Source organism: Pseudomonas benzopyrenica, assembly GCF_036884265.1.
In the GTDB taxonomy this organism is placed as follows: domain Bacteria; phylum Pseudomonadota; class Gammaproteobacteria; order Pseudomonadales; family Pseudomonadaceae; genus Chryseomonas; species Chryseomonas benzopyrenica.
This window is the reverse complement of the sequence record NZ_CP145723.1, coordinates 4968345-4994387: the sequence shown is the minus strand read 5'-3', so window position 1 is coordinate 4994387 and position 26043 is coordinate 4968345. Positions and strand designations below refer to the sequence as shown.

Annotated in this window: 25 protein-coding genes; 13 read left to right on the top strand and 12 right to left on the bottom strand. The window is 65.1% G+C overall.

What is annotated here, in order from left to right; translation table 11 throughout:
• Nucleotides 1–122: 122 nt before the first annotated feature.
• Together V6W80_RS23550 and V6W80_RS23545 are read right to left on the bottom strand one after the other, a co-directional pair.
• Complete coding sequence (locus tag V6W80_RS23550; RefSeq protein ID WP_338545517.1) at nucleotides 123–1106, bottom strand: asparaginase; 984 nt, start codon at nucleotides 1104–1106, stop codon at nucleotides 123–125.
• Between the two features lie 87 nt (nucleotides 1107–1193).
• Nucleotides 1194–2648, bottom strand: a complete 1455-nt coding sequence (locus tag V6W80_RS23545; RefSeq protein ID WP_338545516.1) for an alanine/glycine:cation symporter family protein — start codon at nucleotides 2646–2648, stop codon at nucleotides 1194–1196.
• A gap of 276 nt (nucleotides 2649–2924) precedes the next feature.
• Here V6W80_RS23545 and V6W80_RS23540 point away from each other — a divergent pair, with 276 nt between their 5' ends.
• Nucleotides 2925–3713: a helix-turn-helix domain-containing protein gene (locus V6W80_RS23540; RefSeq protein WP_271653444.1), complete on the top strand. Its 789-nt coding sequence runs from the start codon at nucleotides 2925–2927 to the stop codon at nucleotides 3711–3713.
• On the opposite strand, the gene V6W80_RS23535 is transcribed toward V6W80_RS23540, so the two are convergent.
• The 6 genes from V6W80_RS23535 to V6W80_RS23510 form a co-directional block, all read right to left on the bottom strand.
• Complete coding sequence (locus tag V6W80_RS23535) at nucleotides 3710–4915, bottom strand: GGDEF domain-containing protein (RefSeq protein ID WP_338545515.1); 1206 nt, start codon at nucleotides 4913–4915, stop codon at nucleotides 3710–3712. The two genes, V6W80_RS23540 and V6W80_RS23535, sit on opposite strands and share 4 nt — an antisense overlap.
• 144 nt (nucleotides 4916–5059) lie before the next feature.
• A complete protein-coding gene (locus tag V6W80_RS23530) occupies nucleotides 5060–6160 on the bottom strand; it encodes a polyamine ABC transporter substrate-binding protein (protein ID WP_338545514.1) in 1101 nt (366 codons plus the stop codon).
• Nucleotides 6161–6183: 23 nt separating this feature from the next.
• On the bottom strand, nucleotides 6184–7215 hold the full coding sequence (locus tag V6W80_RS23525; protein WP_338545513.1) for a histone deacetylase family protein: 1032 nt from the start codon (nucleotides 7213–7215) through the stop codon (nucleotides 6184–6186).
• A 114-nt stretch (nucleotides 7216–7329) separates the two neighbouring features.
• A complete protein-coding gene (locus V6W80_RS23520; protein WP_338545512.1) occupies nucleotides 7330–7689 on the bottom strand; it encodes a cupin domain-containing protein in 360 nt (119 codons plus the stop codon).
• 45 nt (nucleotides 7690–7734) lie between these two features.
• Nucleotides 7735–8736: an AraC family transcriptional regulator gene (locus V6W80_RS23515; RefSeq protein ID WP_338545511.1), complete on the bottom strand. Its 1002-nt coding sequence runs from the start codon at nucleotides 8734–8736 to the stop codon at nucleotides 7735–7737.
• A gap of 98 nt (nucleotides 8737–8834) precedes the next feature.
• Nucleotides 8835–10268, bottom strand: a complete 1434-nt coding sequence (locus V6W80_RS23510; protein ID WP_017639206.1) for an aspartate ammonia-lyase — start codon at nucleotides 10266–10268, stop codon at nucleotides 8835–8837.
• A gap of 154 nt (nucleotides 10269–10422) precedes the next feature.
• On the opposite strand from V6W80_RS23510, the gene V6W80_RS23505 reads away from it, so the two are divergent.
• From V6W80_RS23505 to V6W80_RS23455, 11 genes are all read left to right on the top strand, one after another.
• Nucleotides 10423–11328, top strand: a complete 906-nt coding sequence (locus tag V6W80_RS23505) for a LysR substrate-binding domain-containing protein (protein ID WP_184289401.1) — start codon at nucleotides 10423–10425, stop codon at nucleotides 11326–11328.
• Nucleotides 11329–11434: 106 nt separating this feature from the next.
• A complete protein-coding gene (locus tag V6W80_RS23500) occupies nucleotides 11435–12373 on the top strand; it encodes a 4-hydroxyproline epimerase (RefSeq protein WP_338545510.1) in 939 nt (312 codons plus the stop codon).
• Nucleotides 12370–13485 carry an NAD(P)/FAD-dependent oxidoreductase gene (locus V6W80_RS23495; protein ID WP_338545509.1) on the top strand — a complete coding sequence of 372 codons (1116 nt, stop codon included), beginning with the start codon at nucleotides 12370–12372 and terminating at the stop codon, nucleotides 13483–13485. Before V6W80_RS23500 ends, V6W80_RS23495 begins: the two co-directional genes overlap by 4 nt.
• Nucleotides 13479–13715, top strand: a complete 237-nt coding sequence (locus V6W80_RS23490) for a (2Fe-2S)-binding protein (protein WP_064307664.1) — start codon at nucleotides 13479–13481, stop codon at nucleotides 13713–13715. Before V6W80_RS23495 ends, V6W80_RS23490 begins: the two co-directional genes overlap by 7 nt.
• Complete coding sequence (locus V6W80_RS23485; protein WP_338545508.1) at nucleotides 13712–14947, top strand: FAD/NAD(P)-binding oxidoreductase; 1236 nt, start codon at nucleotides 13712–13714, stop codon at nucleotides 14945–14947. Before V6W80_RS23490 ends, V6W80_RS23485 begins: the two co-directional genes overlap by 4 nt.
• A complete protein-coding gene (locus V6W80_RS23480) occupies nucleotides 14944–15735 on the top strand; it encodes an AraC family transcriptional regulator (protein WP_017639212.1) in 792 nt (263 codons plus the stop codon). The genes V6W80_RS23485 and V6W80_RS23480 overlap by 4 nt, the downstream gene beginning before the upstream one ends.
• Nucleotides 15732–16652, top strand: coding sequence for a dihydrodipicolinate synthase family protein (locus V6W80_RS23475; protein ID WP_338545507.1), 921 nt, complete (start codon nucleotides 15732–15734; stop codon nucleotides 16650–16652). The genes V6W80_RS23480 and V6W80_RS23475 overlap by 4 nt, the downstream gene beginning before the upstream one ends.
• Nucleotides 16653–16984: 332 nt before the next feature.
• Nucleotides 16985–17479, top strand: a complete 495-nt coding sequence (gene purE, locus V6W80_RS23470; protein WP_007160060.1) for a 5-(carboxyamino)imidazole ribonucleotide mutase — start codon at nucleotides 16985–16987, stop codon at nucleotides 17477–17479.
• A complete protein-coding gene (locus V6W80_RS23465) occupies nucleotides 17476–18558 on the top strand; it encodes a 5-(carboxyamino)imidazole ribonucleotide synthase (RefSeq protein WP_338545506.1) in 1083 nt (360 codons plus the stop codon). The genes purE and V6W80_RS23465 overlap by 4 nt, the downstream gene beginning before the upstream one ends.
• Nucleotides 18559–18687: 129 nt before the next feature.
• On the top strand, nucleotides 18688–18936 hold the full coding sequence (locus V6W80_RS23460; RefSeq protein WP_007160058.1) for a GlsB/YeaQ/YmgE family stress response membrane protein: 249 nt from the start codon (nucleotides 18688–18690) through the stop codon (nucleotides 18934–18936).
• A 166-nt stretch (nucleotides 18937–19102) separates the two neighbouring features.
• A complete protein-coding gene (locus tag V6W80_RS23455) occupies nucleotides 19103–19651 on the top strand; it encodes a DUF3299 domain-containing protein (RefSeq protein ID WP_173148841.1) in 549 nt (182 codons plus the stop codon).
• Between the two features lie 96 nt (nucleotides 19652–19747).
• On the opposite strand, the gene V6W80_RS23450 is transcribed toward V6W80_RS23455, so the two are convergent.
• Nucleotides 19748–20125: a glutaredoxin family protein gene (locus V6W80_RS23450; protein WP_068384497.1), complete on the bottom strand. Its 378-nt coding sequence runs from the start codon at nucleotides 20123–20125 to the stop codon at nucleotides 19748–19750.
• Between the two features lie 141 nt (nucleotides 20126–20266).
• Between V6W80_RS23450 and V6W80_RS23445 the strand changes: the two genes are divergently transcribed.
• Nucleotides 20267–20938 (top strand): uracil-DNA glycosylase family protein, encoded by a 672-nt coding sequence (locus V6W80_RS23445; protein WP_338545505.1) that lies wholly within the window; start codon nucleotides 20267–20269, stop codon nucleotides 20936–20938.
• An 88-nt stretch (nucleotides 20939–21026) separates the two neighbouring features.
• Here the strand turns inward: V6W80_RS23445 and V6W80_RS23440 are convergent, their stop codons facing one another.
• From V6W80_RS23440 to tssI, 3 genes are read right to left on the bottom strand one after another with little or no spacing between them, the layout of a single operon-like run.
• Nucleotides 21027–21548 (bottom strand): hypothetical protein, encoded by a 522-nt coding sequence (locus V6W80_RS23440; protein WP_338545504.1) that lies wholly within the window; start codon nucleotides 21546–21548, stop codon nucleotides 21027–21029.
• On the bottom strand, nucleotides 21529–23940 hold the full coding sequence (locus V6W80_RS23435) for an N-acetylmuramidase domain-containing protein (RefSeq protein WP_338545503.1): 2412 nt from the start codon (nucleotides 23938–23940) through the stop codon (nucleotides 21529–21531). The genes V6W80_RS23440 and V6W80_RS23435 overlap by 20 nt, the downstream gene beginning before the upstream one ends.
• 54 nt (nucleotides 23941–23994) lie before the next feature.
• Complete coding sequence (gene tssI, locus V6W80_RS23430) at nucleotides 23995–26034, bottom strand: type VI secretion system tip protein TssI/VgrG (protein ID WP_338545502.1); 2040 nt, start codon at nucleotides 26032–26034, stop codon at nucleotides 23995–23997.
• Nucleotides 26035–26043 lie beyond the last annotated feature (9 nt).

Here is a 26043-nt window from a genome sequence, read left to right as displayed (position 1 = left end):
GCGTGCGCAGGACTCACTCCTGGTTTGGCAGGGTCACTGCCTTGCTGCGGCGTCTACCCAAACGCCCCCTCTCCCCCTGGGAGAGGGCCGGGGTGAGGGAGCAGCCGGCACCTAGCCGAAGATCACAACTCCTCGCACAGATTACGCCTGATCCACTCGGCCACCGCCGCACGATCCAGCCCGCAGCCGAGCAGGCTGTGCAGCTTGCCCAGGGCGGCTTCGCGGGTCATGCCGCGACCGGAGATCACCCCGGCGTCGGCCAGGCCGCTGCCGGCGGCGTAGGTGCCCAGTTCCACCGTGCCGCGAGCACCCTGACTGAGGGCGACCACCGGTACCCCGGCATCGCGCAGTTCGGCCAGCGCCGCGAGGAAGTCGGCGTCGTCGGCGGGGCCCGTACCGCTGCCATAGCACTCCAGTACCAGCCCCTGCACGCCGCTGCCCGCCAGACCGCGCAAGGTGGCGCCATCGACGCCCGGAAACAGCGGCAGCACCGCTACCCGTACCGCCTGGCGCGGCTGGTCGAAGCGCAGGGCCGCAGGTGCGGCGACCAGGGCGTCACCACTGCGCGGTCGGGCACTTGCCACGAAGGCCTTCCAGCCGCTGCTGGCCTGCTTGGTGCAGCGCGCCGCCGGCAGGCGCTCGCCATGGAATTGCACCTGGACGCTCGGCGCCAGGCCACTGGCAAAGGCGGCGAAGCTGTCGGCCAGGTTGCCGTCGGCATCGCTGTCCGGCACGCCGGCCGGCAGCATGGAGCCGGTCAGCAGCACCGGAATGGCCAGGCCCAGCAGCCGGAAGGCCAGGGCGGCGGCGCTGTAGGCCAGGGTATCGGTGCCGTGCAGCACTAGCACTCCACGACAGGCCGGGTCCGCGGCCGCGGCGACGATGGCCTGGGCCATGCGCTCCCAGGCGGCGGGGGTCATGTTGGCGCTGTCGATCAGCGGCAGCAGCTCCTGCAGCCGCCAGGCCGGATCGCCCAGTTCCGGACGGCTGGCCAGCAGGGCTTCGATACGCGCCTCGAACCCGGCGGCCGGAGCCAGGCCGGCGGCGGTCGCCTGCATGCCGATGGTGCCGCCGGTGTAGAGGATGTGCAGGTAGGGTGAGGTCATGGGGGACTTCCTGATAAGACTGCCCCCACGCGAGGTGGGGGCAGGAGAGCGGTCGCGATCCGGGTCAGGGCGACCCGGTGGCGGCGGTCAGTGCGCCTGGCGCGGCTGCGCGGCGCGGGCTTCGGCGATGGTGTCTTCCAGACGATCCAGCGCCGGCCAGGCCTGGCGATCCAGGTCCAGGTCGCGGAACTGGTCGGCATCGAACACCGGCTGATCGACACCGGCGCGGCGCTGGGCGTCGTAGTCGTTGAGGATGCGCATGCCGACCTTGATCAGCATGGCCAGGGCGATCAGGTTGACGAAGGCCAGGCAGGTCATGGTGATGTCGGCGAAGGCGAACACCGTGGTCAGGTTCTGCATGGAGCCCCAGCAGATCAGCACCAGCACCAGGCCGCGATAGCCCAGCAGCACGGCCTTGCCGCGGCCGAGCAGGTAGCGCAGGCCGTTCTCGCCCAGGTAGATGTTGTAGAGGATGCAGGTGAAGACGAACAGCGACAGGGCGACGCTGATGAAGATGCGGCCCCAGTCACCGACCACCGCGGCCAGGGAGTTCTGGGTCAGCACGATGCCGTCGCCGTCGAAGCCCGGGGCGTAGAAGCCGGAGAGCAGGATCAGCAACGCGGTGCAGGTGCAGATGACGAAGGTGTCGAGGAAGACGCTGAAGGCCTGCACCACGCCCTGGGCGGCCGGGTGCTTGACCGCGGCCACGGCGGCGACGTTGGGCGCGGCGCCCAGACCGGCTTCGTTGGCGAAGACGCCACGCTTGACGCCCATGGTGATAGCGGCGCCCAGCAGACCGGCGAAGGCCGGCTCCAGGCCGAAGGCGCTCTTGACGATGGTCAGCAGCGTGCCGGGCACCAGGTCGATCTGGGTGACGATCACATAGAGGGTGACGGCGATGTAGGCCAGGGTCTTGACCGGCACCAGGACGTCGGAGACCGCGGCGATGCGCTTGATGCCACCGATGAACACCAGGCCCAGCAGGATGGCCAGGGCGATCCCGGTGTACTGCACCGGCAGGCCGAAGGCGTTTTCCAGCGAGTGGGTCACGGTGAAGGACTGCAGGCCGACGAAGGCGAAGCCGTAGGTTACCAGCAGCAGGCCCGAGAAGATCAGCGCCATCCAGCGCTTGTTGAGGCCGTGCTGGATGTAGTACGCCGGACCACCGATGTAGAGGCCGTCGCCATCGGCGCGTTTGTAGACCTGCGCCAGGGTGCACTCGAAGAAGCTGCTGGCCATGCCGACCAGGGCGGTCACCCACATCCAGAACACCGCACCGGGGCCACCCAGGGTCACGGCCAGGCCCACACCGGCGATGTTGCCGGCACCCACGCGGCCGGCCAGGCTGAGCATCAGCGCCTGGAAGGAACTCAGGCCGTCGCCGCTGTTGCGCAGGGAGTCCTTGAACACCGTGAACATGTGCGGGAAATGACGCACCTGCACGAATCGCGAGCGCAGGGTGAAATAGCTGCCCAGGCCGACGATCAGCACGATGAGCACGTGGCCGGACAGGAAGTCATTGAGCATTTCTAGGTAGTGCATGAAGAATCCTCGAGCATGCTAGTGATGCTCCAAGGCCGGCTCGCAAGCCTTGGGGCTATTATTGTGGAATATCCCGCTCCCGACACCGCGCCCGATCATGGGGAGACGACCGGGACAGGGCGCTGGGACGGATCGGTCCGGGTGGAACGGGCAGTAAGACGGACCGGGCCGCCTAGGTTCGGCTATCCCACCGGCGTGGACAATTCCGCGCCTCGCTTCAAAATGGCGCGACTTGATGCTAGTTTTCCGGCCGTCTGTCAAGCTTGGGCAGGGTTCATGAGCGATTTTTCCGCCAATTTGCAGCTGCTCTGCCAGCGCCACCGCTCGATTGCCGCCGTTTGTCGCGCCGTCGGTATCAACCGTGCCCAGTTCAATCGCTACCTCAACGGCCAGAGCCGTCCGTCGCCCTACAACCTGCAGCGACTGGCGGAGTTCTTCGGGCTGCCGGCCAGTGATCTGCAGCTGCCGCAACGGCAATTCGCGGCGCGCCTGGGGGCACCGGTCAGCCAGGAGACGGGGTGGGCGGGGCAGGCGCTGGCCCTGTTCGGCGAACGCCAGGAAGGCTTGGCCCGTTACCAGGGCTACTACCACGAATACTATCCGTCGCTCTCCACGCCAGGCGTAGTGCTTTGTGGGCTGGTGCGGCTGTTCGAGGAGGAAGGCGTCTTTCGCTATGTGCGTTTCGAACGCCTGCGTCGTCAGGGCGAGGCCACGAGCCAGGCACGCTTTCGCTACCTGGGCCTGGCCATGAGCCTGGAAAGCCGGCTGTTCTTCACCGACTACGAATCCCTCACCGGCAACGAGCTGTCGCAGACGGTGCTGTTGCCCAGCGCGCGCAATCGCATCGATCGCCTCAACGGCCTCAAGTTGGGCGTCAGCGCCTCCGACCGTCGCGAGCCGGCCTGCACCCGGGTGGTCTGGGAGTACCTGGGCACCCGCCCCCGGCGCGGTCAGGCCTATGGCCGCATCGGTCTCTACGACTGGCAGGACCCTCACCTGGACGACGATCTGCGCCAGCGCCTGGCCAGCGCGACTCTGGTCGATCGGGTCTATCGCCTGGGCTAGCTGGGTTCAGCGACCTGGGTCTGGCAGCGATCGCAATCCTCCAGGATGGCGCGGTCGCGCCCGGCCTGCTTGGCCCAGTAGAGCTGGCGATCAGCGGCTTCGATAAAGGTTTCGGCGCAGTCGTGGTCCAGTCGGGCGCAGGCGCCGCCGATGCTCACGGTCACGCGCGGACCGGCAGGGGGGCCGAGGTGGGGAATCTCCAGGCGCCGTACCGCATCGAGCAGGCGCTGGGCCAGTTTGCCGGCATCCTCCTCGCGCGAAGGGGTGCAGAGGATGGCGAACTCCTCGCCACCGTAGCGGGCCAGGCAGTCGCCGGCGCGCAATTCATTGGCCAGGGCGGTGGCGACCTGTTGCAGGCAGCGATCGCCGGCCGGATGCCCATAGCGGTCATTGAAGGCCTTGAAGTGATCGACGTCGATCATCAGCAGGAGCAATGGCCGGGGCGGGGGATGGGCCAGGGCGGTGGCCAGGGCCTGCATCAGCGCCCGGCGGTTGGCCACGCCGGTGAGGGGGTCCGTGGCCGATTGCTGTTCCAGAACGCGATTGGTGGCGGCCAGCTCTTCGTTGCGTAAGCGGTCGCGCAGGATCAGCAGATAGCCCTGACGGCGGGCGCGCTCCATCCAGAAGTTGTTGAGCAGGGTGAAGCTCGCGGTGGCGAACGCCAGGGTCATGACCAGCGAAGCCTCCAGAGGCGGCAGGGTATGCATCTGGGTGGCCAGGCCGATGGCCAGCAGGGCGAACAGGCTGTGGACCGCGGCCTGGCGCAGGGGCGGCGCGATGCAGCTGTTGGTGAAGAGCGTCATCAGCGGCATGGTCGCCAGCCAGAGGGCGCGGTGCGCGGCATCGGTGGCCTCGACGTCGAGCAGCGGCGGGAGATAGGCCAGCAGACAGGGCAGGATGCCCAGCCACTCGCGCGCGGGATGTTCGGCGGGTATCACCCCGAGCGCCAGCAAGACCAGCCCGCCGCCAATCACCACCAGCGCGCTGAGCAGGCTGATGAGCCAGAAGGCCTCGTTCATCAGGATCCAGTCCCAGATCGAGAAGCTGGCGTAGGCGAGGATGGCCACGGTCAGGCTGATGCGCAGGTGCCGCCGGCGCGAACGGGCGATGTCGTGCTGGTAATGCCGTTCCAATACCGATTCGAAGCGCAGGGCCCAGAAAGGGCGAGCCAGCGCTCGGGTGAGGGCGAGACTGAGGGACATGACGCCGTACCTGGCAGGTAAATCCAATGGGTCACTTCAGCACAGTAAGTCCCTTAGCGCGATAGAGGGTTCCCGGACGCGGGGATGTAACCGCCGAATGGTAGCCATTGGCTACCATTCGGATGGTTGTGGACGCCGTTGCCGCTAGTTGCCGGCCTTGATGCGACTCCAGGCACGGGTGCGGACCCGCTCGATGGGTTGTGGCAAGGGCTGCACCACATAGAGCTTCTTGAGCATTTCCGGGGTGGGCACCAGGTCGTGGTTGTCGCGGATCGTGGGCGTCACCAGCGGCATGCCTGGCTTGTTGGCGTTGGGATAGCCGAGGTAGTCGCTGATCCCGGCGATCACCTTCGGTTCGAGCAGGTAGTCGATGAAGGCATGGGCCTGGTCGACGTTGGCGGCGCTGGCCGGAATGGCCCAGGTGTCGAACCAGATGGGCGCGCCCTCGCGCGGCAGGCGCCAGTCCACCACCACGCCGTTGCCGGCCTCCTTGGCGCGGTTGCCGAACTGGTAGAAGCTGCCCGAATAGCCCACCGCCACGCAGATGTCACCGTTGGCGATATCGGTCATGTACTTGGTGGAATTGAAGTAGGCCATGTAGGGACGGATCTTCAGCATCAGCGCCGTGGCCTTTTCGTAATCCTTGGCGTTGGCGCTGTTGGGGTCCAGGCCCAGGTAGTGCAGTACCACCGGCAGGATGTCCGAAGGCGAATCCAGCATGGCCACGCCGCAGCTCTTGAGCTTGGCCATGTTCTCCGGCTTGAACACCAGGTCCCAGCTGTCCACCGGGGCATCCGCGCCCAGCGCCGCCTTGACCTTGGCCGGATTGAAGCCGATGAGGATGGTGCCGTACATGTAGGGCACGCCGTACTGGTTACCCGGATCGTTGACCTCCAGCAGCTTGAGCAACTCGGGATCGAGATTCTGCCAGTTGGGCAGCTTGGTCTTGTCCAGCTTCTGGAACACTCCGGCCTTGATCTGGGTTTCCAGGAACTGGTTGGAGGGGATCACCAGGTCGTAGCCGGAGCGGCCGGTGAGCAGCTTGGCCTCCAGCGACTCGTTGCTGTCAAAGGTGTCCCAGGTGACACGGATGCCGGTCTGCTTGGCGAAGTCCTTGGGCGTCTCGGGCAGGATGTAGTCGGCCCAGTTGTAGACCCGCAGTTCGCCAGGATCGGCGGCCTGGACGGCGGTGGCGAGCAGGGCGCCACCGAGCAGGGCGGTGAGCGGACGCAGGAGGCTGTGCATGGTCGGATTCCTCGCGATAGGGATCAGGCGCCGTCGAAGGCGGCCAGGACGTTCACCGTGTTGATGCCGATCTCCGCCACGGCGTAACCGCCCTCCATGACGAACAGGGTCGGCAGGCCGAGCCGCGCCAGGCGTTCGCCCAGGCGCAGGTAGTCGTCGCTCTCCAGCTTGAACTGGGAAATGGGATCGGCCTTGAAGGTATCCACGCCCAGGGAGACCAGCAGCAGGTCCGGGGCATAGCTTTGGAGTCGCGCCAGCGCTACTTCCAAGGCGGCGCTCCAGCTGTCCCAGGCGCTGCCGGCCGGCAGCGGCAGATTGAGGTTGAAGCCCTGGCCCGCCCCGGTGCCGGTCTCGTCGGCATAGCCGAGGAAGAAGGGGAATTCGAAACCCGGATCACCGTGCAGCGAGAGGAACAGCACGTCGTCGCGGGCATAGAAGATGTCCTGGGTGCCGTTGCCGTGGTGGTAGTCGACATCGAGGATGGCGACCCGCCGGGCGCCGCCGTCGAGGGCGGCCTGGGCGGCGATGGCGGCGTTGTTCAGATAGCAGTAGCCGCCCATGACATCGGCCGCGGCGTGATGGCCCGGCGGACGGCAGAGGGCGAAGGCGCTGCGCGCGCCGCTGGCGATCTCGGCCCCGGCACTCAAGGCCACCTGGGCGGCGCTGTAGGCGGCTGACCAGGTGCCGGCGGTGATGGGCGCCCCGCCATCGAAACTGTAGTAGCCCAGGCGCCCGTGCAGGCTGGTGGGCGGCAGCACCTGGCGCAGGGTACGTGCCGGCCAGGTGTAGGGCAGCAGGTCCACGGTCTCGCCCGCGGCAGCCCATTCGTCCCAGGCGCTGGCGAGAAAGTCGAGATAGGCCGCGCTATGGATGCGCGCCAGAGGCGCCCGGCCGAAGTCCCTGGGCGCCACCACCTCGCCGAGCTGCCGGCGGTGACACTCGGCGAGGATGAATTCGACGCGCTGGGGCTTTTCGAAACAGGGCTGCAACTGGCCGTCGATCAATTCGCAGCGACCGTGGTGCAGGGCGTGATCGGGACTGTGGTGGATGCGCATGGCGACTCCGGGCGGCGGGCTCTCTCCAGATTCTTGCCAGCCCGGCGACCCGCGACGAGAGGCGCAACGGCCAAAAGGGGATAGATCCGGCCAGATTGTGCCCGGCGTCGACCATCAACCGCCCTTGGCTTCGTAGACCACGAAGCGCTTGAGGGTCGGCTCCACGACCTCCCAGGTCCCCTGGAAGCCACGCGGCACGACAAAGCTGTTGCCCGGTTCGAGGCGGGTGGCGTGGCCCTGGTCATCGGTGACCAGACTCACCCCTTCGAGGATCTGGCAGTACTCCTCCTCGGTGTAACTCACCCGCCACTTGCCCACCTCGCTGTGCCAGTGGCCGACGGCGAAGACACCACTGCCATCTTCGTAGTCGAGCCAGAGACTCTGCAGCGGATCGCCTGCCAGGCGCTTTTCCGCCGGCAGGCGGTATTGGTCGGTGGGTTGGCCGCGTGCGGCGAGCAGGTGCAGGGCTGGCATGGCAGAGCCTCTCGTTGTGCAGGAGCCGCCAGCATACGCCAGCCGCTAGAGCCGATAACCCCGGGGCGACTGTCCGCTCCAGCGGCGAAAGGCATGGCGGAAACTGGCCGTCTCGCTGAAGCCCATCGCCTCGGCGATGCGATAGATGGGCAGGCGTTCCTGGGCCAGCAGATCACGCGCCCGCGCGAAGCGCAGCTCGTCGAGCAGTTGCTGATAGCCGCTGCCGCCGGCCTGCAGGTGACGGCGCAGGCTGCGCGGGGCCATGCCGAGGTGGCCGGCCAGGGCCGCGAAGGAGGGTGGTGCAGCCAGGTCGGCGCCCAGCAGGGTGCGGATGCGGGCGAGCAGGGCGCGCTGGCGATCCTGTTCCGGAGCCAGGCGACCACACTGCTCCAGGGCGTCGCGATGGGTCACCGGATCGGCCAGCGGCAGGCCGCGCTCCAGCCAGGTGGCGGGAAAGGCCAGGCCATTGAAGGGCGCGTTGAAGGCCAGGGGTATGGCGCCGAAGCAGTCGCCATAGCGCGCGCGATAGGCCGGCTCGGCGTGCCGAAAGGCCACCTGCACCAAGGGCAAGGGCGTCCCCAGGAGGTCGCAGCAGATCGCCCGCAGCGAGGCCAGGCAGCACTCGGCGTTGCAGCGCTCCAGTTCCGGCGCGAAGGGATGGTCGTCGGCCCTGAGCCAGGCCAGCTCGCCGTGGCGCTCCAGGCGCAGGGTGAAATAGGCACCGAGCAGGCCCTGGTGGGCCAGGGCTGCCTGCAGCGCCGCGCCCAGAGTTGGAGCGCTGAGCAGGGCATAGCCGAGCAGACCGTAGCCGGAGACCCGCAGCCGCCAGCCCAGCAGCAGGCCCAGTTCGGGTGGCGCGACGGGCAGGGCGTTGGCGATGACCCGCTGTTCCTGGGCCAGGGTGATGAGGCGATGGGGCTGTTCGAGGTCGTCCAGCTGCAGGCCGCTACCGGCCAGCAGCGGTTCCGCCCGGGCAGGCGTGTCGGCCGCCAGTTGCTGGAGGACCAGGGACACCAGGTTGAGATTGATCAGACCGGACTGACGCATGGGCAAACTCCCCGGGGCGGTGGCAGCCTTCCAAGCAAGAAGGATACCGCGCCCACGGGGAGTTGCCGCGCTTACCGCTCAAGTCTGGCGTGCGGGACTCAGGCCTTGGCCTTCAAGGGCACCAACCGCGGGGCGATCATGTTTTCCGGGCGCAGGATGTCGTCCAGGGTCGCCTCGTCCAGCAGGTTTTCCTCGCGCACCAGCTCCAGTACGCCGCGACCGGTTTCCAGCGCCGTCTTGGCGATGCGGGTGGAAGTCTCGTAGCCCAGGTAGGGGTTGAGCGCGGTGACCAGGCCGATGGAGTGCTCCACCTGGCGGCGGCAGTGCTCGACGTTGGCGGTGATGCCGGTGATGCAGTGCTCGCGCAGCATGTCCATGGCGCGCTGCAGCAGGCGGATGGAGTCGAAGATCTTGTAGGCGATCAGCGGCTCCATGACGTTGAGCTGCAGCTGGCCGCCCTCGGCTGCCAGGGTCAGCGCCAGGTCGTTGCCGATGATCTCGAAGGCCACTTGGTTGACCGCCTCGGGGATCACCGGATTGACCTTGCCCGGCATGATCGAGCTGCCCGGCTGGCGCGGCGGCAGGTTGATCTCGTTGATGCCGGTGCGCGGGCCGCTGGAGAGCAGGCGCAGGTCGTTGCAGATCTTCGACAGCTTCACCGCGGTGCGCTTGAGCATGCCGGAAAACAGCACGAAGGCGCCCATGTCCGAGGTGGCCTCGATGAGGTCGGCGGCCGGGGTCAGCGGCTGGCCGCTGATGTCCGCCAGGCGCTGCACGGCCAGCAGCTGGTAGCCGGGGTCGGCGTTGATGCCGGTGCCGATGGCGGTGCCGCCCAGGTTGACCTCGGTGAGCAGCTCCGGCGCCAGGCTCTTCAGCCGCGCCAGGTCTTCGCCCAGGGTGGTGGCGAAGGCGTGGAATTCCTGGCCGAGGGTCATGGGCACCGCGTCCTGCAGCTGGGTGCGACCCATCTTCAGCACCTCGGCGAATTCCACGCCCTTGGCGGCGAAGGCGGTGATCAGGCTGTCCAGGCTGGCGAGCAGGGCGTCATGGCCGAGCAGCAGGCCCAGGCGGATGGCGGTGGGGTAGGCGTCGTTGGTCGACTGCGCCATGTTGACGTCGTTGTTCGGGTGCAGGTGGCGATACTCACCCTTGGCATGGCCGAGCAGCTCCAGGGCGACGTTGGCGATCACCTCGTTGGCGTTCATGTTGGTCGAGGTGCCAGCCCCGCCCTGGATCATGTCCACCACGAACTGGTCGTGGAATTCGCCGCGAATGATGCGCGAGCAGGCCTCATTGATCGCCTGGTGCTTTGCCGCTGGCAGGTGGCCGAGCCGGTGGTTGGCGTCGGCCGCCGCCTGCTTGACCATGGCCAGGGCCACCACCAGCTTGGGATAGTGACCGAGGGGTACGCCGGAGAGGCGGAAGTTCTGCACGGCGCGCAGGGTCTGGATGCCGTAGTAGGCATCGGCGGGGACGTCGAGGGTACCGAGGAGATCTTTTTCGAGGCGGACGGATGATGCAGAGTCGGACATGATAGCGTTGGGCTTCGATCGAGCGGCGGACGCCGCGATGCCCTAGAATCTAGGCTTGCCAGCCGATCCCGGCCAATGCCGATCTGCCAAGCCTCATGCCGGATCGGCATAACTCTGGTTGTGACCTCGCGAGATCAGACGACGTATGGGCGCCATGAACATCGAATTCAAATGGCTGGAAGACTTCGTGGCCCTGGCGGCCACCTACAGTTTTTCCCAGGCCGCCGAAAAACGTTTCGTCACCCAGCCCGCCTTCAGCCGACGCATCCGCGCGCTGGAGGAAAGCGTCGGCCTGACCCTGGTGGACAGATCCCACACCCCGATCAGCCTTACCGAGGCCGGTCAGCTGTTTCTGGTCACGGCGCGCAGCGTGGTGGAGCAACTGGGCGAGACGGTGCGCCATCTGCATCACCTGGAAGGCGGGCAGGGCGAGGTGCTGCAATTCGCCGCCGCCCACTCCCTGGCCCTGGGCTTCTTTCCGCAGTGGATCGCCGGCCTGCGCGGCCAGGGCCTGGCGCTGGCCAGCCGACTGGTGGCCACCAACGTCGGCGATGCCATCCATGCCCTGCGCGATGGCGCCTGCGACCTGATGCTGGCCTTCCACGATCCCGATGCCGCCCTGCAGATGGATCCGGAGTTGTTTCCTTCGCTGCACCTGGCACACACCGCCATGCTGCCGGTCTGCGCCACCGATGGCGAAGGCCGACCGATGTTCCAGCTGGACGGGCAGAGCAGCGTCCCCCTGCTGGCCTACAGCGCCGGTGCCTTTCTCGGCCGCTCGGTGAATCTGCTCCTGCGCCAGCGCAAGCTGCGCGCCGTGACCCTCTACGAAACCGCCATGGCCGACAGCCTCAAGACCATGGCCCTGCAAGGCCTGGGCGTGGCCTGGGTGCCACAGCTGTCGGTAGCGGCGGAACTGGCCCGCGGCGAGCTGGCCATCTGCGGCGACGCCGCCTGGCAGGTCGGCCTGGAGATCCGCCTCTACCGCTGTGCCCTGTTACGCAAGCGGTTGGTGCAGCAGGTTTGGCGACATCTCGAAAGTCAAAGCCACGGCGGCTGATCGACGGCAGGCGATTATGCCGATATCGGCTTTTACCTAGCCGACGTCCTGCAAGCCTTTTACGCCTGTCTGCGCGACACTGGAGCCTCTCTCACGGAGGTCAGCCATGCAGCGCATCCGCGTCATCGACTCCCACACCGGCGGTGAACCCACCCGCCTGGTCCTCGATGGTTTTCCCGATCTGGGCCAGGGCAGCATGGCCGAGCGCCGCACCCGGCTGGCCGGGGAGCATGACGCCTTCCGCCGGGCCTGCATGCGTGAACCGCGCGGCAACGAGGTGCTGGTCGGCGCCCTGCTCTGTGAGCCAGTATCTCCTGCCGCCAGCGCTGGCGTGGTGTTCTTCAACGAGGTCGGCTACCTCGGGATGTGTGGCCACGGCACCATTGGCCTGGTCGTCTCTCTGGCCCATCTTGGCCGGATCGGCCCTGGCGATCATCTGATCGAGACGCCGGTGGGCGATGTCACCGCCACCCTGCACGACGATGGCAGCGTCAGCGTGCGCAACGTCCCGGCCTATCGCTACCGGCAGGGCGTGCAGGTGGAGATTCCCGGCCATGGCCCGGTCACTGGCGACATCGCCTGGGGTGGCAACTGGTTCTTCCTTTGTGCCGATCACGGCCAGCGCGTCGCCGCCGATAACCTTGAAGAGTTGCTCACCTTCAGCCTGGCCCTGCGGGGCGCCCTGGAGGCCGCGGGGATCACTGGCGAGCAGGGCGGCCATATCGATCACATCGAACTCTTCGCCGACGACCCGGACGGCGCCGACAGCCGCAGCTATGTGCTCTGCCCGGGCCGCGCCTATGACCGCTCGCCCTGCGGCACCGGCACCAGCGCCAAGCTGGCGTGCCTGGCGGCGGACGGCGATCTCGAACCCGGCGCCGTCTGGCAGCAGGCCAGCGTCATCGGCAGTCGTTTCGAGGCCCATTATCAGCCGGGCGACGAGGGCCGCATCCTGCCAGTGATCCGTGGGCGCGCCCATGTCATGGCCGAAGCGACCCTGCTGCTGGCCGCCGACGATCCCTTCTCCTGGGGCATCCCGGGGTGAAGGCGGTAGCGGAGGTTCTCGTCGTCGGCGGCGGCATCGTCGGGGCCAGCTGCGCCGCGGCCCTGGCCGCGCGGGGCTGTCGCGTGCGGGTGCTGGACGCCGGCCTGCCCGGCGCCTCCGCCGCTGGCATGGGCCACCTGGTGGTGATGGACGACGACCCCGCCGAACTGACCTTGAGCGCCCGCTCCCTGGCACTCTGGCGTGAGCTGGTGCCCCAGTTGCCCAGCGCCGCCGACTACCGCAACTGCGGCACCCTCTGGCTGGCCCGCGACGCCGCCGAACTGGAGCTGATCGAAGAAAAACGTCAGCGCCTGGACGCCCAGGGCGTCGCCAACCAGCCACTCGACGCTGCGGCGACTGCCGCCGCCGAACCGGCACTGACTGCCCTGGCCGGCAGCCTGGAAGTGCCGGGCGACGGACTGCTCTATGCCCCGGTAGTCGCCGCCTGGCTGCTGCAGCGCTCGCCGCTGATCGAATTCCAACGCGCCCGCGTGATTGCCGTCGAAGGCCAGCGCGTGCGCCTGGACGACGGTCGCTGGCTGAGCGCCGATGCCGTGGTGCTCGCCGCCGGCCTGGAGGCCGCCAGTCTCTGCCCGGACCTTCCGCTGGTGCCGAAGAAGGGGCATCTGTTGATCACCGACCGCTATCCCGAGCAGGTCCGCCACCAGCTGGTGGAAATCGGTTACGGCGCCAGCGCTCACGCCAGCAGCGGCGCCTCGGTGGCCTTCAATGTCCAGCCGCGGCCCACCGGCCAGTTGCTGATCGGTTCGTCGCGGCAATTCGAGCGTCCGGATATGGCCGTGGAACCCGCGGTGGTTGGCCAGCTGTTGCGCCGCGCCCTGGACTTCCTGCCGGGCCTGACCCATGCCTCGCTGATCCGGGGCTGGACCGGCCAGCGCGCCGCCAGTCCCGACGGCCTGCCGCTGATCGGCGCCCACCCCGACCAGCCCGGTCTGTGGCTGGCGGTCGGTCACGAAGGCCTGGGCGTCACCACCGCGCTAGCCACTGCCGAAGCCATTGCCAATGGACTGTTCGGCGAGTCTTCGACGTTCCACGTGGAACCCTTCGCACCGGCGCGTTTCACTACCGCGCCGAGGAGCCAGGCATGCTGACCCTGTTCATCGATGGTGAGCGCCTGCAGGTCCGCCCCGGCAGCCTGCTCACCGCCGCCCTGGCCAAGAGCGGCAACCCCGCCGCGCGCCGTTCGGTGACCGGGGAGGCCCGAGCACCTTTCTGCGGCATGGGCGTCTGCCAGGAATGCCGGGTGCAGGTCGATGGCGTACGCCGTCTGGCGTGCCAGACCTGCTGCCAGGACGGCATGCAGGTGGAGCGCCTGTCATGAAAGCCACGCGCTGCGATCTGCTCATCATCGGCGCCGGCCCGGCCGGTCTCGCCGCTGCCCGCGCCGCCAGTGGCCGCGGCCTGAACCTGGTGCTGCTGGACGACAATCCCTTGCCCGGCGGCCAGATCTGGCGTGCCAGAGTCGGGCAGGTTGCGGCCGAGGTCGGCAGCTTGCCGGCCGACGTGACGCTACTGAGCGGCACCCGGGTCGCGGCGGTTCTGGGGCCTCGCCAGTTGCTGCTGGAAGACGCCAGTGGCAGTCGTACCCTGGCGTTCGAAACGCTCATCCTCTGCACCGGCGCCCGCGAACTGCTGCTGCCGTTTCCCGGCTGGACCCTGCCCGGCGTGACCGGTGCCGGCGGCCTGCAGGCACTGATCAAGGGTGGAGTCGAAGTCGCCGATGAACGCATCGTCGTCGCCGGTACCGGTCCGCTGCTGCTGGCCAGTGCCGCCACGGCGCGCCAAGCGGGTGCCCGCATCGCCCTGGTCGCCGAACAGGCCAGGCGCCGCGCCGTGCTCGACTTCGGCCTGGGGCTCTGGCGTTGGCCGAACAAGTTGCGCCAGGCGCTGACGCTGGCCACTTCCCGCTATAGCCCCGACACCTGGGTCGAGGCGGCGCTCGGCACCGAGCGTCTCGAAGCCGTGCGCCTGCGCCAGGGCGAGCGTCGCTGGGAGATCGCTTGCGACCGCCTGGCCTGTGGCTACGGCCTGGTGCCCAATGTCGAACTGGCCCAGAGCTTGGGCTGCGCCACCCTGGACGGCGCTGTGGCGGTAGATGAACACCAGCGCACCAGCCAGCCACACATCTTGGCGGCCGGCGAATGCACCGGCATCGGCGGCAACGAACTGGCCCAGGTCACCGGGCGGATCGCTGGCTTGGTCGCCACCAGCCAGCTCGACGCCATCGCTGGGGTGCAGACCGAGGCCCGTGCCTGGCGCCGCTTCGCCGCCCAGCTGGCCCGCATCTTCGCTCTGAATCCGGCCATTGCCCGGCTGGCCCAGCCGGATACCCTGGTCTGCCGCTGCGAAGACGTGGCCCTTGGTGCCCTGGTTGGCCATGCCGACTGGACCCAGGCCAAGCTGCGCAGTCGTTGCGGCATGGGTGCCTGCCAGGGCCGCATCTGCGGCCAGGCCACCCGCGTCTTGCTGGGCTGGACGCCCCCGGTGCCGCGCTTTCCCCTGCAACCCACCCGTATCGACAGCCTGCTGGCCCTGACCGAGGACGAGAGATGAACGCCGCTGCCCACCTGGACGCCCTGAACCGCGCCCGGCCCGCCGACCTGCCCGCGCTGCTGGCGAGCCTGAGCCTGGTGGCGCCGCTGCTCGACGCCATTCCCGGCGTGGTGTTCTTCGTCAAGGACCTGGAGGCGCGCTATGTGCTGGTCAACCTGACCCTGGCCCAGCGCTGCGGCTATGAAGACGTCAGCGAACTGCTCGGCAAGACTGCCGAGGAAGTCTTTCCCGCCCCCCTGGGTGGGGCCTACGCCGAACAGGATCGCCGTGTGCTGCGCGAGGGCCTGGCGCTGGACGACCAGCTGGAGCTGCACCTCTATGCCGGCCGTACCCCCGGCTGGTGCCTGACCCGCAAGCTGCCGCTGCACGATGCCCAGGGCCGACTCATGGGTATGGCGGGCATCTCCCACGATCTGCAGGCGCCGGCTGCCGATCATCCGGCCCACGCCAAGGTGGCCGAGGTCGATCGCTATCTGCGCGAACACTATGCCCAGCCGCTTTCGGTGGGCGAACTGAGTCAGCGGGTGGGCCTGTCGGTTTCCCAGCTCGAACGCCAGTGCAAACGCATCCTGCGCCTCACGCCCCAGCAACTGCTGCATAAGGCCCGGCTCGACGCCGCCTCGCGCCTGCTGGCCCGCGATCTGCCCGTCACCGAAGTGGCCCTGGCCTGTGGCTATACCGACCACAGCGCCTTCAGCCGCCAGTTCCGCCGTCTCACCGGCCTGTCGCCCCGGCAATACCGCGACTCTCTCAAGCCCCGTCTGCGTCTGGAGGAAACCCCTGCATGAGCACTCCCCGCGTCAACTGGAGCGGCGTTTTTCCCGCCGTCACCACCCAATTCAACGATGACTTCTCGGTCAATCTGGACCAGACCCATGGCGTGATCAGCAACCTGGTGCGCGATGGCGTCTCCGGTTTGGTGATGTGCGGCACCGTGGGCGAGAACACCTCCCTGACCCTGGAAGAGAAGATCGCCCTGGTGGAGGTCGCCAAGGACGCCGCCGGTGGTCGCGTGCCGGTGATCTGCGGCGTGGCCGAATTCACCAGCCTCGACGCCACCCGCACCGCCCAGGCGGTGGGTCGCGCCGGCGCCGATGGCATCATGCTGATGCCGGCGCTGGTCTACTCGGCCAAGCCCCACGAGACCGCCGCCCACTTCCGCAGCGTGGCCAGCGCCCTCGACCTGCCGCTGATGGTCTACAACAACCCGCCGATCTATAAGAACGACGTCACCCCGGACATCCTCATCTCCCTGGCCGATGTCGACAACATCGTCTGCTTCAAGGATTCCTCCGGCGACACCCGTCGCTTCATCGACGTGCGCAACGAGGTGGGCGACCGCTTCGTGCTCTTCGCCGGCCTCGACGACGTGGTGCTGGAAAGCATCGCCGTAGGCGCCGAGGGCTGGGTCTCGGGCATGTCCAACATCTTCCCCACCGAAGGCGAAACCATCTTCCGCCTGGCCAAGGCTGGCCGCTTCGCCGACGCCATGCCGCTCTACGAGTGGTTCATGCCGCTGCTGCACCTGGACGCCCGTCCGGACCTGGTGCAGTGCATCAAACTCTGCGAAGAACTCGCCGGCCGCGGCCGCGCCCTGACCCGCCCACCCCGCCTGGCCCTGCCCGACGCGGATCGCGCCTTCGTCGAACGCCTGATGGCCAAGGCCCTGGAAACCCGCCCGCAACTGCCGGACGTGGGGATCTGAGGCAGGGCTTATCGCGGCCAAGGTGATCCGCTAACGCGCCCGCTCTGCATTAATCGCGGCCATGGGCCGCTCATACGGTAGGGGCTGCTGCTGTAGGAGCGGCCCATGGCCGCGATAAAAGCCAACCCCCTAACGCCACGCCCCACCCCAGGCCTCTGGCCCGTACCTTTCATCCCACACCACCACCCATCCCAAGGGCGCCACAGCCTGTCCTGCAACCGACAGGCGATACCCGGCGCAGGGGCACGCTCTGCCACGCTTTCGTCTATACTGTCCCGCTCATTTCCCAAGCCACGTCCGCCGCGTGGCTTCTTCATTTCAGAGGCACGACGATGAGCGCACTCGTAGGCGTGATCATGGGCTCCAAGTCCGACTGGTCCACCCTGAGCCACACCGCCGACATGCTGGACAAGCTGGGCATTCCCCACGAAGTGAAGGTGGTCTCCGCCCACCGCACCCCCGATCTGCTGTTCCAGTACGCCGAAGAGGCCGCCGGTCGCGGTATCGAGGTGATCATCGCCGGTGCCGGTGGCGCCGCCCACCTGCCGGGCATGTGCGCCGCCAAGACCCACCTGCCGGTGCTCGGCGTGCCCGTGCAATCGTCCATGCTCTCGGGCGTCGACTCCCTGCTGTCCATCGTGCAGATGCCCGCCGGTGTACCGGTCGCCACCCTGGCCATCGGCAAGGCCGGCGCCATCAACGCCGCGCTGCTGTCCGCCAGCATCCTCGGCGGCAAGTATCCCGAGTACCACGAGCGGCTGAACGCCTTCCGTGACGAGCAGACCCGCACCGTGCTGGACAATCCCGATCCGAGGGAGCAGGCATGAAGATCGGGGTCATCGGTGGCGGCCAGCTGGGCCGCATGCTCGCCCTGGCTGGCACGCCGCTGGGCATGAACTTCGCCTTTCTCGATCCGGCGCCGGACGCCTGCGCCGCCGCCCTGGGTGAGCACCTGCGCGCCGATTACGGCGACCAGGACCACCTGCGCCAGCTGGCCGACGAGGTCGATCTGGTGACCTTCGAATTCGAGAGCGTCCCGGCCGAGACCGTGGCCTTCCTCTCGCAATTCGTGCCGGTCTATCCGTCCGCCGAAGCCCTGCGCATCGCCCGCGATCGCCTGTTCGAGAAGTCCATGTTCCGCGACCTGGGCATCCCCACCCCAGCCTTCGCCGACGTGCTCTCCCAGGCCGACCTGGACGCCGCCGTGGCCCGTATCGGCCTGCCGGCGGTGCTCAAGACCCGTACCCTGGGCTACGACGGCAAGGGCCAGAAGGTCCTGCGTCAGCTGGAAGACGTCACCGGCGCCTTCGCCGAACTGGGCAGCGTGCCCCTGCTGCTGGAAGGCTTCGTGCCCTTCACCGGCGAGGTGTCCCTGGTGACCGTGCGCGGTCGTGACGGCGAGGTGGCCTGCTATCCGCTGGTACACAACACCCACGAAAGCGGCATCCTGCGCCTGTCGGTGGCCAGTTCCAACCACCCGCTGCAGGCCCTGGCCGAAGACTATGCCCGCCGCGTGCTGGAGCAACTCGACTATGTCGGCGTGCTGGCTTTCGAGTTCTTCGAGGTCGAGGGTGGCTTGAAAGCCAACGAGATCGCGCCGCGCGTGCACAACTCCGGGCACTGGACCATCGAAGGCGCCGAGTGCAGCCAGTTCGAGAACCACCTGCGCGCCGTGGCTGGCCTGCCGCTGGGCTCCACCGCCAAGGTCGGCGAGAGCGCCATGGTCAACTTCATCGGTTCGGTGCCGCCGGTAGCGGCCGTCACCGCTCTGGAAGACTGCCACCTGCACCATTACGGCAAGGCCTTCAAGGCCGGCCGCAAGGTCGGTCACGCCACCCTGCGCAGTGCTGACGCCGCGACCCTGCAGACCCGCATCGCCGCCCTGGAAGCCCTAATCCAGGACTGATGCCAAACGGCTTCCGTGTACGGAAGCCGTTTTCCCCCTGAACCTCAGCCGATCACCGGTGGTCGGAGAGTACAACGACGCCTGCTGACCGGCGTTGTCTTACCAGCACTCAAACAGGGGATTCTTCACATGGGCATCATCGCAACCATCATCATCGGTCTCATCGTCGGCCTGGTTGCCCGCTTTCTGAAGCCGGGCGACGACAGCATGGGCTGGATCATGACCATCATTCTGGGCATCGTCGGCTCCGTGGTCGCCACCTACCTGGGCCAGGCACTGGGCATCTACCGTGCCGGTGAAGGCGCAGGCTTCATTGGTGCCGTGGTCGGTGCCATCATCGTGCTGTTCATCTACGGCATGGTGACCAAGCGTCGCTAAGACGCCGCTTCGCCTCGGCGAAGCCTAGCTACACAGTTTTCAGCCCTCGGAGTCGCCCGTCGACCCGGGGGCTTTTTTATGGAAGAGGCTCTGGTTGGCGGTCGTGGGTCTGGACCCTTGGACCGCCGCGCCGCACACTCGGACTTTTGCGCCTAGCCTGCCGACCATGCCCAGACTGCTCATCACCCTGCTGCTCGCCAGCCTGCCCCTGCTGACTCACGCCGCCAAGGGCGAACCGCCCGAAACCAACTGGCTGGACCTGCTCACCGCGGAAGATCGTCGGGCCCTGGAGACCATGCCCGAGATCACCCACAACAGCCCGGAGGCGCCGGGCGGCTTCGGCTCGCCGGGCGGGCTCAAGCAGAAAGACAATGGCCTGCCGGAGGTGATGCACTCCACCCGCACCGTGGCCGCCCTGAATGGCAAGAACGTGCGTCTGGGTGGTTTTCCGGTGCCACTTGAGACCGACGCCAAGGGCAACTTCCGTGAATTCTTCCTGGTGCCCTATCCGGGTGCCTGCATCCACGTGCCACCGCCGCCGCCGAACCAGATCGTGCTGGTGCGCTACCCCAAGGGCGTGCCGCTACCTGACATCTACGAGCCCTACTGGGTCATCGGCACCCTGCACACCGAGGCGGTCGACAACGATCTCGCCGAAGCCTCCTACACCCTGGACGCCAGCAAGGTCCGCAAGGTCGAAGAAAGCGACCTCTAGCCCCGTAGGTTGGGTTGAGCGCAGCGAAGCCCAACACGCCAAGGCGTCAGCCTGAGCAACGCCGCCGCCTTGTCCATCCTAGTCGCTACCTGAACGTTACCCCGGCTGCCGCTCGCCGTAGCGCTGCTCCAGATAGGCGATGATGTCGTCCGACTCGTACATCCATACGCTCTGGCTGCCTTCGTCGATGCGCAGGCAAGGCACCTTCACCCGGCCACCGCCCTGTTCCAGCTCGGCGCGCAGCTGTGGATCCTTCTTGATGTCCTTAAGGCGGATCGGCAGGTTCAGCCGATGCAGCGCCCGCCGCGTCTTCACGCAAAAAGGGCAGGCCTGGAACTGATAGAGCGACAGATTTGCCAGCTCCGCCTCGATGGCAGCCTGAGCCTGCTCAGGGCGCTGGAGCTTGCGCGGCCGGGTCACCAGATCCAGGCCGACGATCACCTGGCCGAGGCCGTTGCGTAGCAGATTGATCAACGGGATTCACCTTGAGGGGTCGTTCGAGCCGGGCAGTTTACCCTATCGCCCCAGGGCTGCCGCTCCGCCAGTCGTTACGGAACGTCAACCGCCAGGCAGCGCTCTACTAGAGGGATTAATTCCTCGATGGAGAGCTGTTGCATGCCGCTGTCTTCCGCAGAGCGCGAATCCTTTCGCCAGCTCGCTGCCGATCTTCCAGGTGTCGATCTTCCGGTCTATCAACAATTCGCCAAGGACCCGCTGGACCCCATCATCGGTCTGGGCGATCCCGATGCTCCCCTGGGCTTCTTCGGTCGCGATCCGGGGCGGGAGGAAGTGAAGTACGGCGAGCCCTTCATCGGCAGCGGCGGCCAGATCGCCCGCAAGGTCCTCTATACCCACCTGCACGGCCAGCCCCCAGCCGACTTCGAAGCCAGTCGCAGCCTGAGCCAGCAATTTTTCTGGGCCAACACCGTGCCCTACAAGCCGCTCGGCAACAAAGCCTGGTCTGAGCGGGTGAAAAAGACCTTCCACCCCCTGATGCGCCGCCTGCTGGTGGAACACTGGCACGGCACCCAGCTCATCACCTTCGGTCGCGAGGCCTTCCTCTGGTTCAGCATCGGCCAACCCAAGGAAGAACGCGCCCGCCTGGAAGCCTTCTGGAAGAGCGAAGACCGCTTCGAAAGCAGCATCGAGGTCACCCTGGAAACGGAGGAGGGCATCCGCAAGACGCTGACCCTCTATCCACTACCGCATCCGTCGCCGTTGAATCAGACGTGGTATACGAGGTTTCCGGGGTTGTTAGAAAGCAGAATCAAGATGCTTCTAAAATAATTTTCCAAAGGTCATCGGAAAATGATGTTTGTAGTTGTTTTTTACGCTATAAATGATTAAAGTTTTGGTTTAAAATGCCTATTGTTTTCTATTGCTGGTTGATTGTTAAATATTTAAAGGCATAGAGTCGTGAAAGAGATCCTGTTTGGCTTTCAGGAATGCCTAATATTTTATAATTCTTACCTTTATCGGCGATTATAATGCCGACCTCATAATCGTTTCCTGATCCCCAGTCTTGATAGACAAAGTATTCTGTATCGTTGTTGAAGAAGGAAAGTTCGTAACTTCCTTTAGGGTCATTCGACTCTCCTGATGCTCTTGCATAGCTATTGTAGGAGAATCTCTTCCATGACTCGATATCCAGCGCTGTAGGATAGCTAAGCTCTACATGGTCTGGGTTCCCATACCTGTAGACCAGGTAGCTGTTTTCAGGGCCTACACAAATAGAGACGAGCTTTTGCCTTTGAGCCATTTTGAACGATAAAATGATATTTTCTTTATTTTGGCATAGGCTGTTTTTTGAATAAGTGGACTGATTTTTAGCAAGCGAACTGCTGCATAGAACGACTAATATGAGGCTCGCTGCGCTCTTAGTTATTGTTGTATTCATTGTAAAATTTCTCTATATTTTTTGCGTAGTCTGGATTTATTTCTTTCCAGTTTTTGCCATTGTGCCCTTGCGCAATCGTTTCGAAATGTCTGGTTCTCAATCCCCTTAGAAGCGTAGCGTTTCTCTTTGCAAATCTCAAAAAAGCTTTGATGTGCTCGCCATCGCCCTTTGACATGGCTTTTGTAAAATCTTTGACTGTTTCGTAGCCCGCTGCCTTGTAATTAAAGCCCATTATTTGGAATTTCCCCCAAGACGAAGCCTGTAGAGCAGCATCCTCGTTTAAGCGATATGCGCGGATAAGACGTTCATACTGAAAACTTCCTGAAGGCCCGTAAGTGTCTATTAACTGTACTTGCTGTAATGTTTTAGTGTCTATGTACGTGCCATTCTTTAGTTTTTTAGCTCTTCTGTAAGGAGGGCCATAAATATCCTGATGAGAGCTCTCCAAAGATTCGTTCCGAGCTAGCCTCTTGAAATGATGGCGCTCGTACAAAATTGATGGAATTTTTTCTCCATCTATTTCAATGAAGGAAGAGTGAGAGGACTCCTGCTTTGCAATTGCGTATACCAATCCGGGCTCGCATCCCAATTCGGCCGCTGCCTCTCTAACATCTTTGTCTTCTAAGTTTTTTCCTTGATGCTTTAATAAAAAGTCTAGCTCAACTCTTTCGCCAAGAACAGTTACGATAGGATGGATCCTGCGTTTCAAAAAGTGGCTTTTTAAATCGAGACCCTGAATATGCCAGCACTTTGCGAGTGTAGATAAACTCTCTACGGAGCTTGCCTGCTTCCACCACGATAGGATCTTGATTTTTTGCTTTTCATTCTCCCATTCTTTGTTTTCGTTTTCTGCTTCAGCAGTCAAGAGCTCATCCAAAAAGCTCCATTTTTCAGGGTCCCAATTCCACTCGCTATCACACAATGCTATGGTTTTCTGGAGTTTTTGCGCTAACCAGGGTTTTGAAAGAAACTTTTTTAGCTCCTTGTCGCTCAGTACTCGATCTTCGTTCTCGTCGATAAGTTTGCCAAATTTGAGAATTATAGGGCTTTGGCTACCTTTGATGATTTCGGACCTGTAGTGGATTTTTTCGTCAGAGGTTAGAAGATCCAAGTTGCTCATTTTATAAGCAAGCCTAGATCTCGGAGCAGTTGAGTCCTGAATCGTTTCATAGTCAACCCACTCCCACGGACTATGCCGGCTAGTAATAAATTCCTGCTCACAAAGCCACCCATCGATAGGGTTTCCTTCTGCGTCTGCCAACAGCCCTTTCAAATGCCACCAGCGCTGTTCGGGCGTACAGATACCGCCTGTGTTTTGCGGCGGTATGACGATCTTGTCGGCAGCGGGCAGGGCATCCAGTTGCGCCTGACCAAGGATGAGATCCACACCCACCTGCAGCCCCGGATCGCTGATCCGCGGAGGATGCTTGGCATCGATATCCGGTCGATGGGTGATCAGCTTGCTCGCCCCGGCGTGGATCTTCAGGAGGGTCTTGTCGCTGTCGGGCAGCCTGGCGGCCCAGGCGCGGCTGCGCTCGATGAAGGCGGGGAGGTCGTCGCAGCTGAAGGTTTCCAGGTGGATCTGCTGCTGGCCTTCGTAAAGGCCTGGATGACCCAGCAGAGCGCCGGCCTTGATGGGAAAGGGCTGGTCCAGGACTACTACAGTGTTCTGCACCTTGGGCGTGGCTTCTGCCTTGAGGTAGCGGCGGGCGACATAGCCCAGACCGACCTGGGTGTGCCCGGGTCGAAGGGTCAGGCCGTTATCGAGGATCTCGATGATCTGGCACCAGGCGCCGTTGCCAGCGATGCGTATCCGGCTACCGTTGTCGAGCTCGGCCTGTACCGGCGCAGTGCTGCGTGGCGCCTGACGAACATTAAGCCTGCCGCCCTGGGTTTGCACCCGATAGCGATCATTGCCCCAGAAAGCCGGGCGGGGCAGGGCGGGATCGGCTTGGTAACCTGCCCAATCCAGCAGGTGCATGTAGAGGCTGAAGAACACCAGCGAAGGCGGCGTTTCATCGCTGTCAGCCAACTGCGGAGCTTCCAGGCGATGGCGGACCAGAACGAAACTGGTGGAGTAGGTCTTGCCCTCTGACATCGTGTGCGCATCGGGGACGAAGCGATGCACCTTGTCGTCGATGCGATAGGCGACTACCTCGCCATCGGCGATGCAATGGATACGGGATTGATCCAGGAAGGCTGCGGTGCCTTCGTCGAAGTGCACGCCGCCATGCCAGAGGCCATTGCTACCTAATAGATAGGTACCACCGCGGGCCTGGGCGAGAGCTTGCTGATAGAGCTGGGGATCGGTGACCTCCTGGCCACCTTTCGCCTTGAAAGGGTAGGCCCAGTTTTCTACCTTGGGTTGGGGAACGATAGGGTGGGTGGTCATGCTGCTGTCCTTGGCCGAGGCCGCGTCACCGCGGCGGGTCCTTTGAATGGCTGATCAGACGGAAAAATTGAGCATCCGCTGAGGTTTTGCGTTCTGGGGCTGCAGTTCGTTGGTGAGTGCCAATTCGTTCGGCTCGCCAGCCGTGCCTGGCTCGGTGACGCCCGGTGGCCGTGGCAGCTGCAGGGCGATGCCGGAGCCCTTGCTGGGGGCGCCACCCGCGTTGAGGCGGACCAGGGAGCCGATCAGGGTGATGCCACTGGCGTCGAGCGTGATGAAGCTGCCACCGGCGCTCAGGGTGAGTTCGCTGCCGGCTTCGATGACCAGGCGATCGCCTGCCTTGATATGGATTTCCTGACCGGCATCGATGAACTGGCCGCTGCCCAGCTTGAGGTGCTGGCTACCGCCGACCAGCAGGTGGTCGCTGGCCTTGACCTCGGCCTTGCGCAGGCCATGGATCAGGCGGTGCTCTTCGGCATGCAGCTCGCTATGGCTGTTGCCATGGATACGCTGATGGCGCTCGTGGCCGATCTCGCTGCGATGGTCGTGGCGGATATGTTCGTCCCAGTCGCGTTGGGCATGGACATGGATTTCCTCCTGCCCCTGGCGATCCTCGATGCGTAGTTCGTTGTAGCCCCCACCACCCGGGCTGCTCAGGCTCTTGAAGGTGCTTTGGGTCTTGTCTCTGGGCAGCTGGACGGAGGGCTGGTGCTCGGCGTGGTACAGGCAGCCCAGGATCAACGGCTGGTCAGGATCCCCTTCGAGAAAACCCACCAGGACTTCCATGCCGACGCGTGGCATAGCCAGGGCGCCATGGCGATTGCCGGCCCAGCCACTGGCTACGCGCAGCCAGCAACTGGTGCGTTCGTCTGCCTGTCCTTCGCGATCCCAATGGAACTGCACCTTGACCCGGCCCAGGGCATCGCAGTGGATCTCTTCTCCGGCCGGGCCGGTGACCACGGCGCTCTGCTGGCCGAGCAGGCGAGGCTTGGGATGACGGGGCAGGGGCCGGAAGGGCAGTTGCCAGGGAAGGGCGTGAAAGCTGTTGCGGTAGCCCTGGGTCCAGCCGTCGTCGCCCGGCAGCGTCAACAGCGCAGGGGTACCCAAGCCTTCCTCCAGCACCTGGGGCTGGTGGCCCTGGTGCTCGATACGGGTGAGCAGCCACAGCTGGTTCCAGTCCGCGCGGGGGTGCTCGGTCAGCGGCAAGAAATGACCGCTGGCCAGACGCGGCTGATCGCCGTGGCCCTGGGCGGTCTGGCTGTCGACGCGCAAGGCCTCGAGCCCACGGGTACTGAGTTGCTTGCCGCGCCCGCGATCGCGAAAGCCGGCGGGAAAGCGGTAGCTTTCCAAGGCCGGCTGTTGCTCCAGGTCACTGCGGCTCTCCAGGCGCAGCCGGGGCTGCAGGGGATCCTGGTCACGCAGGGTCAGCTGAGAACTGCGGGTCTGCAGTCCGACTTGGAGTCCGCGAACGACCGGGTGATCGGCTACCTGACCGCTACCCGGGTGGTAGGGCGTGGCAGCGAGTCGTGGAAAGCTGGTGGCGTCATCGCCGAACACCAGCACGGCGCCTTCTGGGCAGTGTTCGAAGTGATAGTGGATGCCTTCTTCTTCGCACAGTCGATTCAGGAAGTGCAGATCGCTCTCGCCGTACTGTACGCAGTAGTCGCGTGCGGGATAGGGCGTGGGACCCAGGGCCAGACGATAGGCGCCTTCCAGGATCCCATGCTCTTCGAGCAGCTTGGCCAGGATCTGAGGTACCGCAAGGTTCTGGAAGATGCGCGAATTGGTGCGTTGAGCGAGATAGGCCAGGCGGGGAACCAGCTCCAGGCGATAGCGGGTCAATCGCCTACCCGAGTCGCCCTGAAGGACGGCGCCCAGCAGCCCATGGATGCCCACGCCCGCCGGACCCAGGCTCAGCCAGGCAGGACGGTTCAGCAGGTCTTCCAACGCCCAGTCGGGCTTTTCACTAATGACCTCCACGTGAAGGCAATAGGGTTCATTGAGGGCTTCCTGCCCGTGAAAGGCCAGAACCTGAAAATCATGGGCCAGATCCGGCAGGGTCAGGGTGAAGTGCGGAGCATTGGCAGGGTTGAACATGAGGTGTCT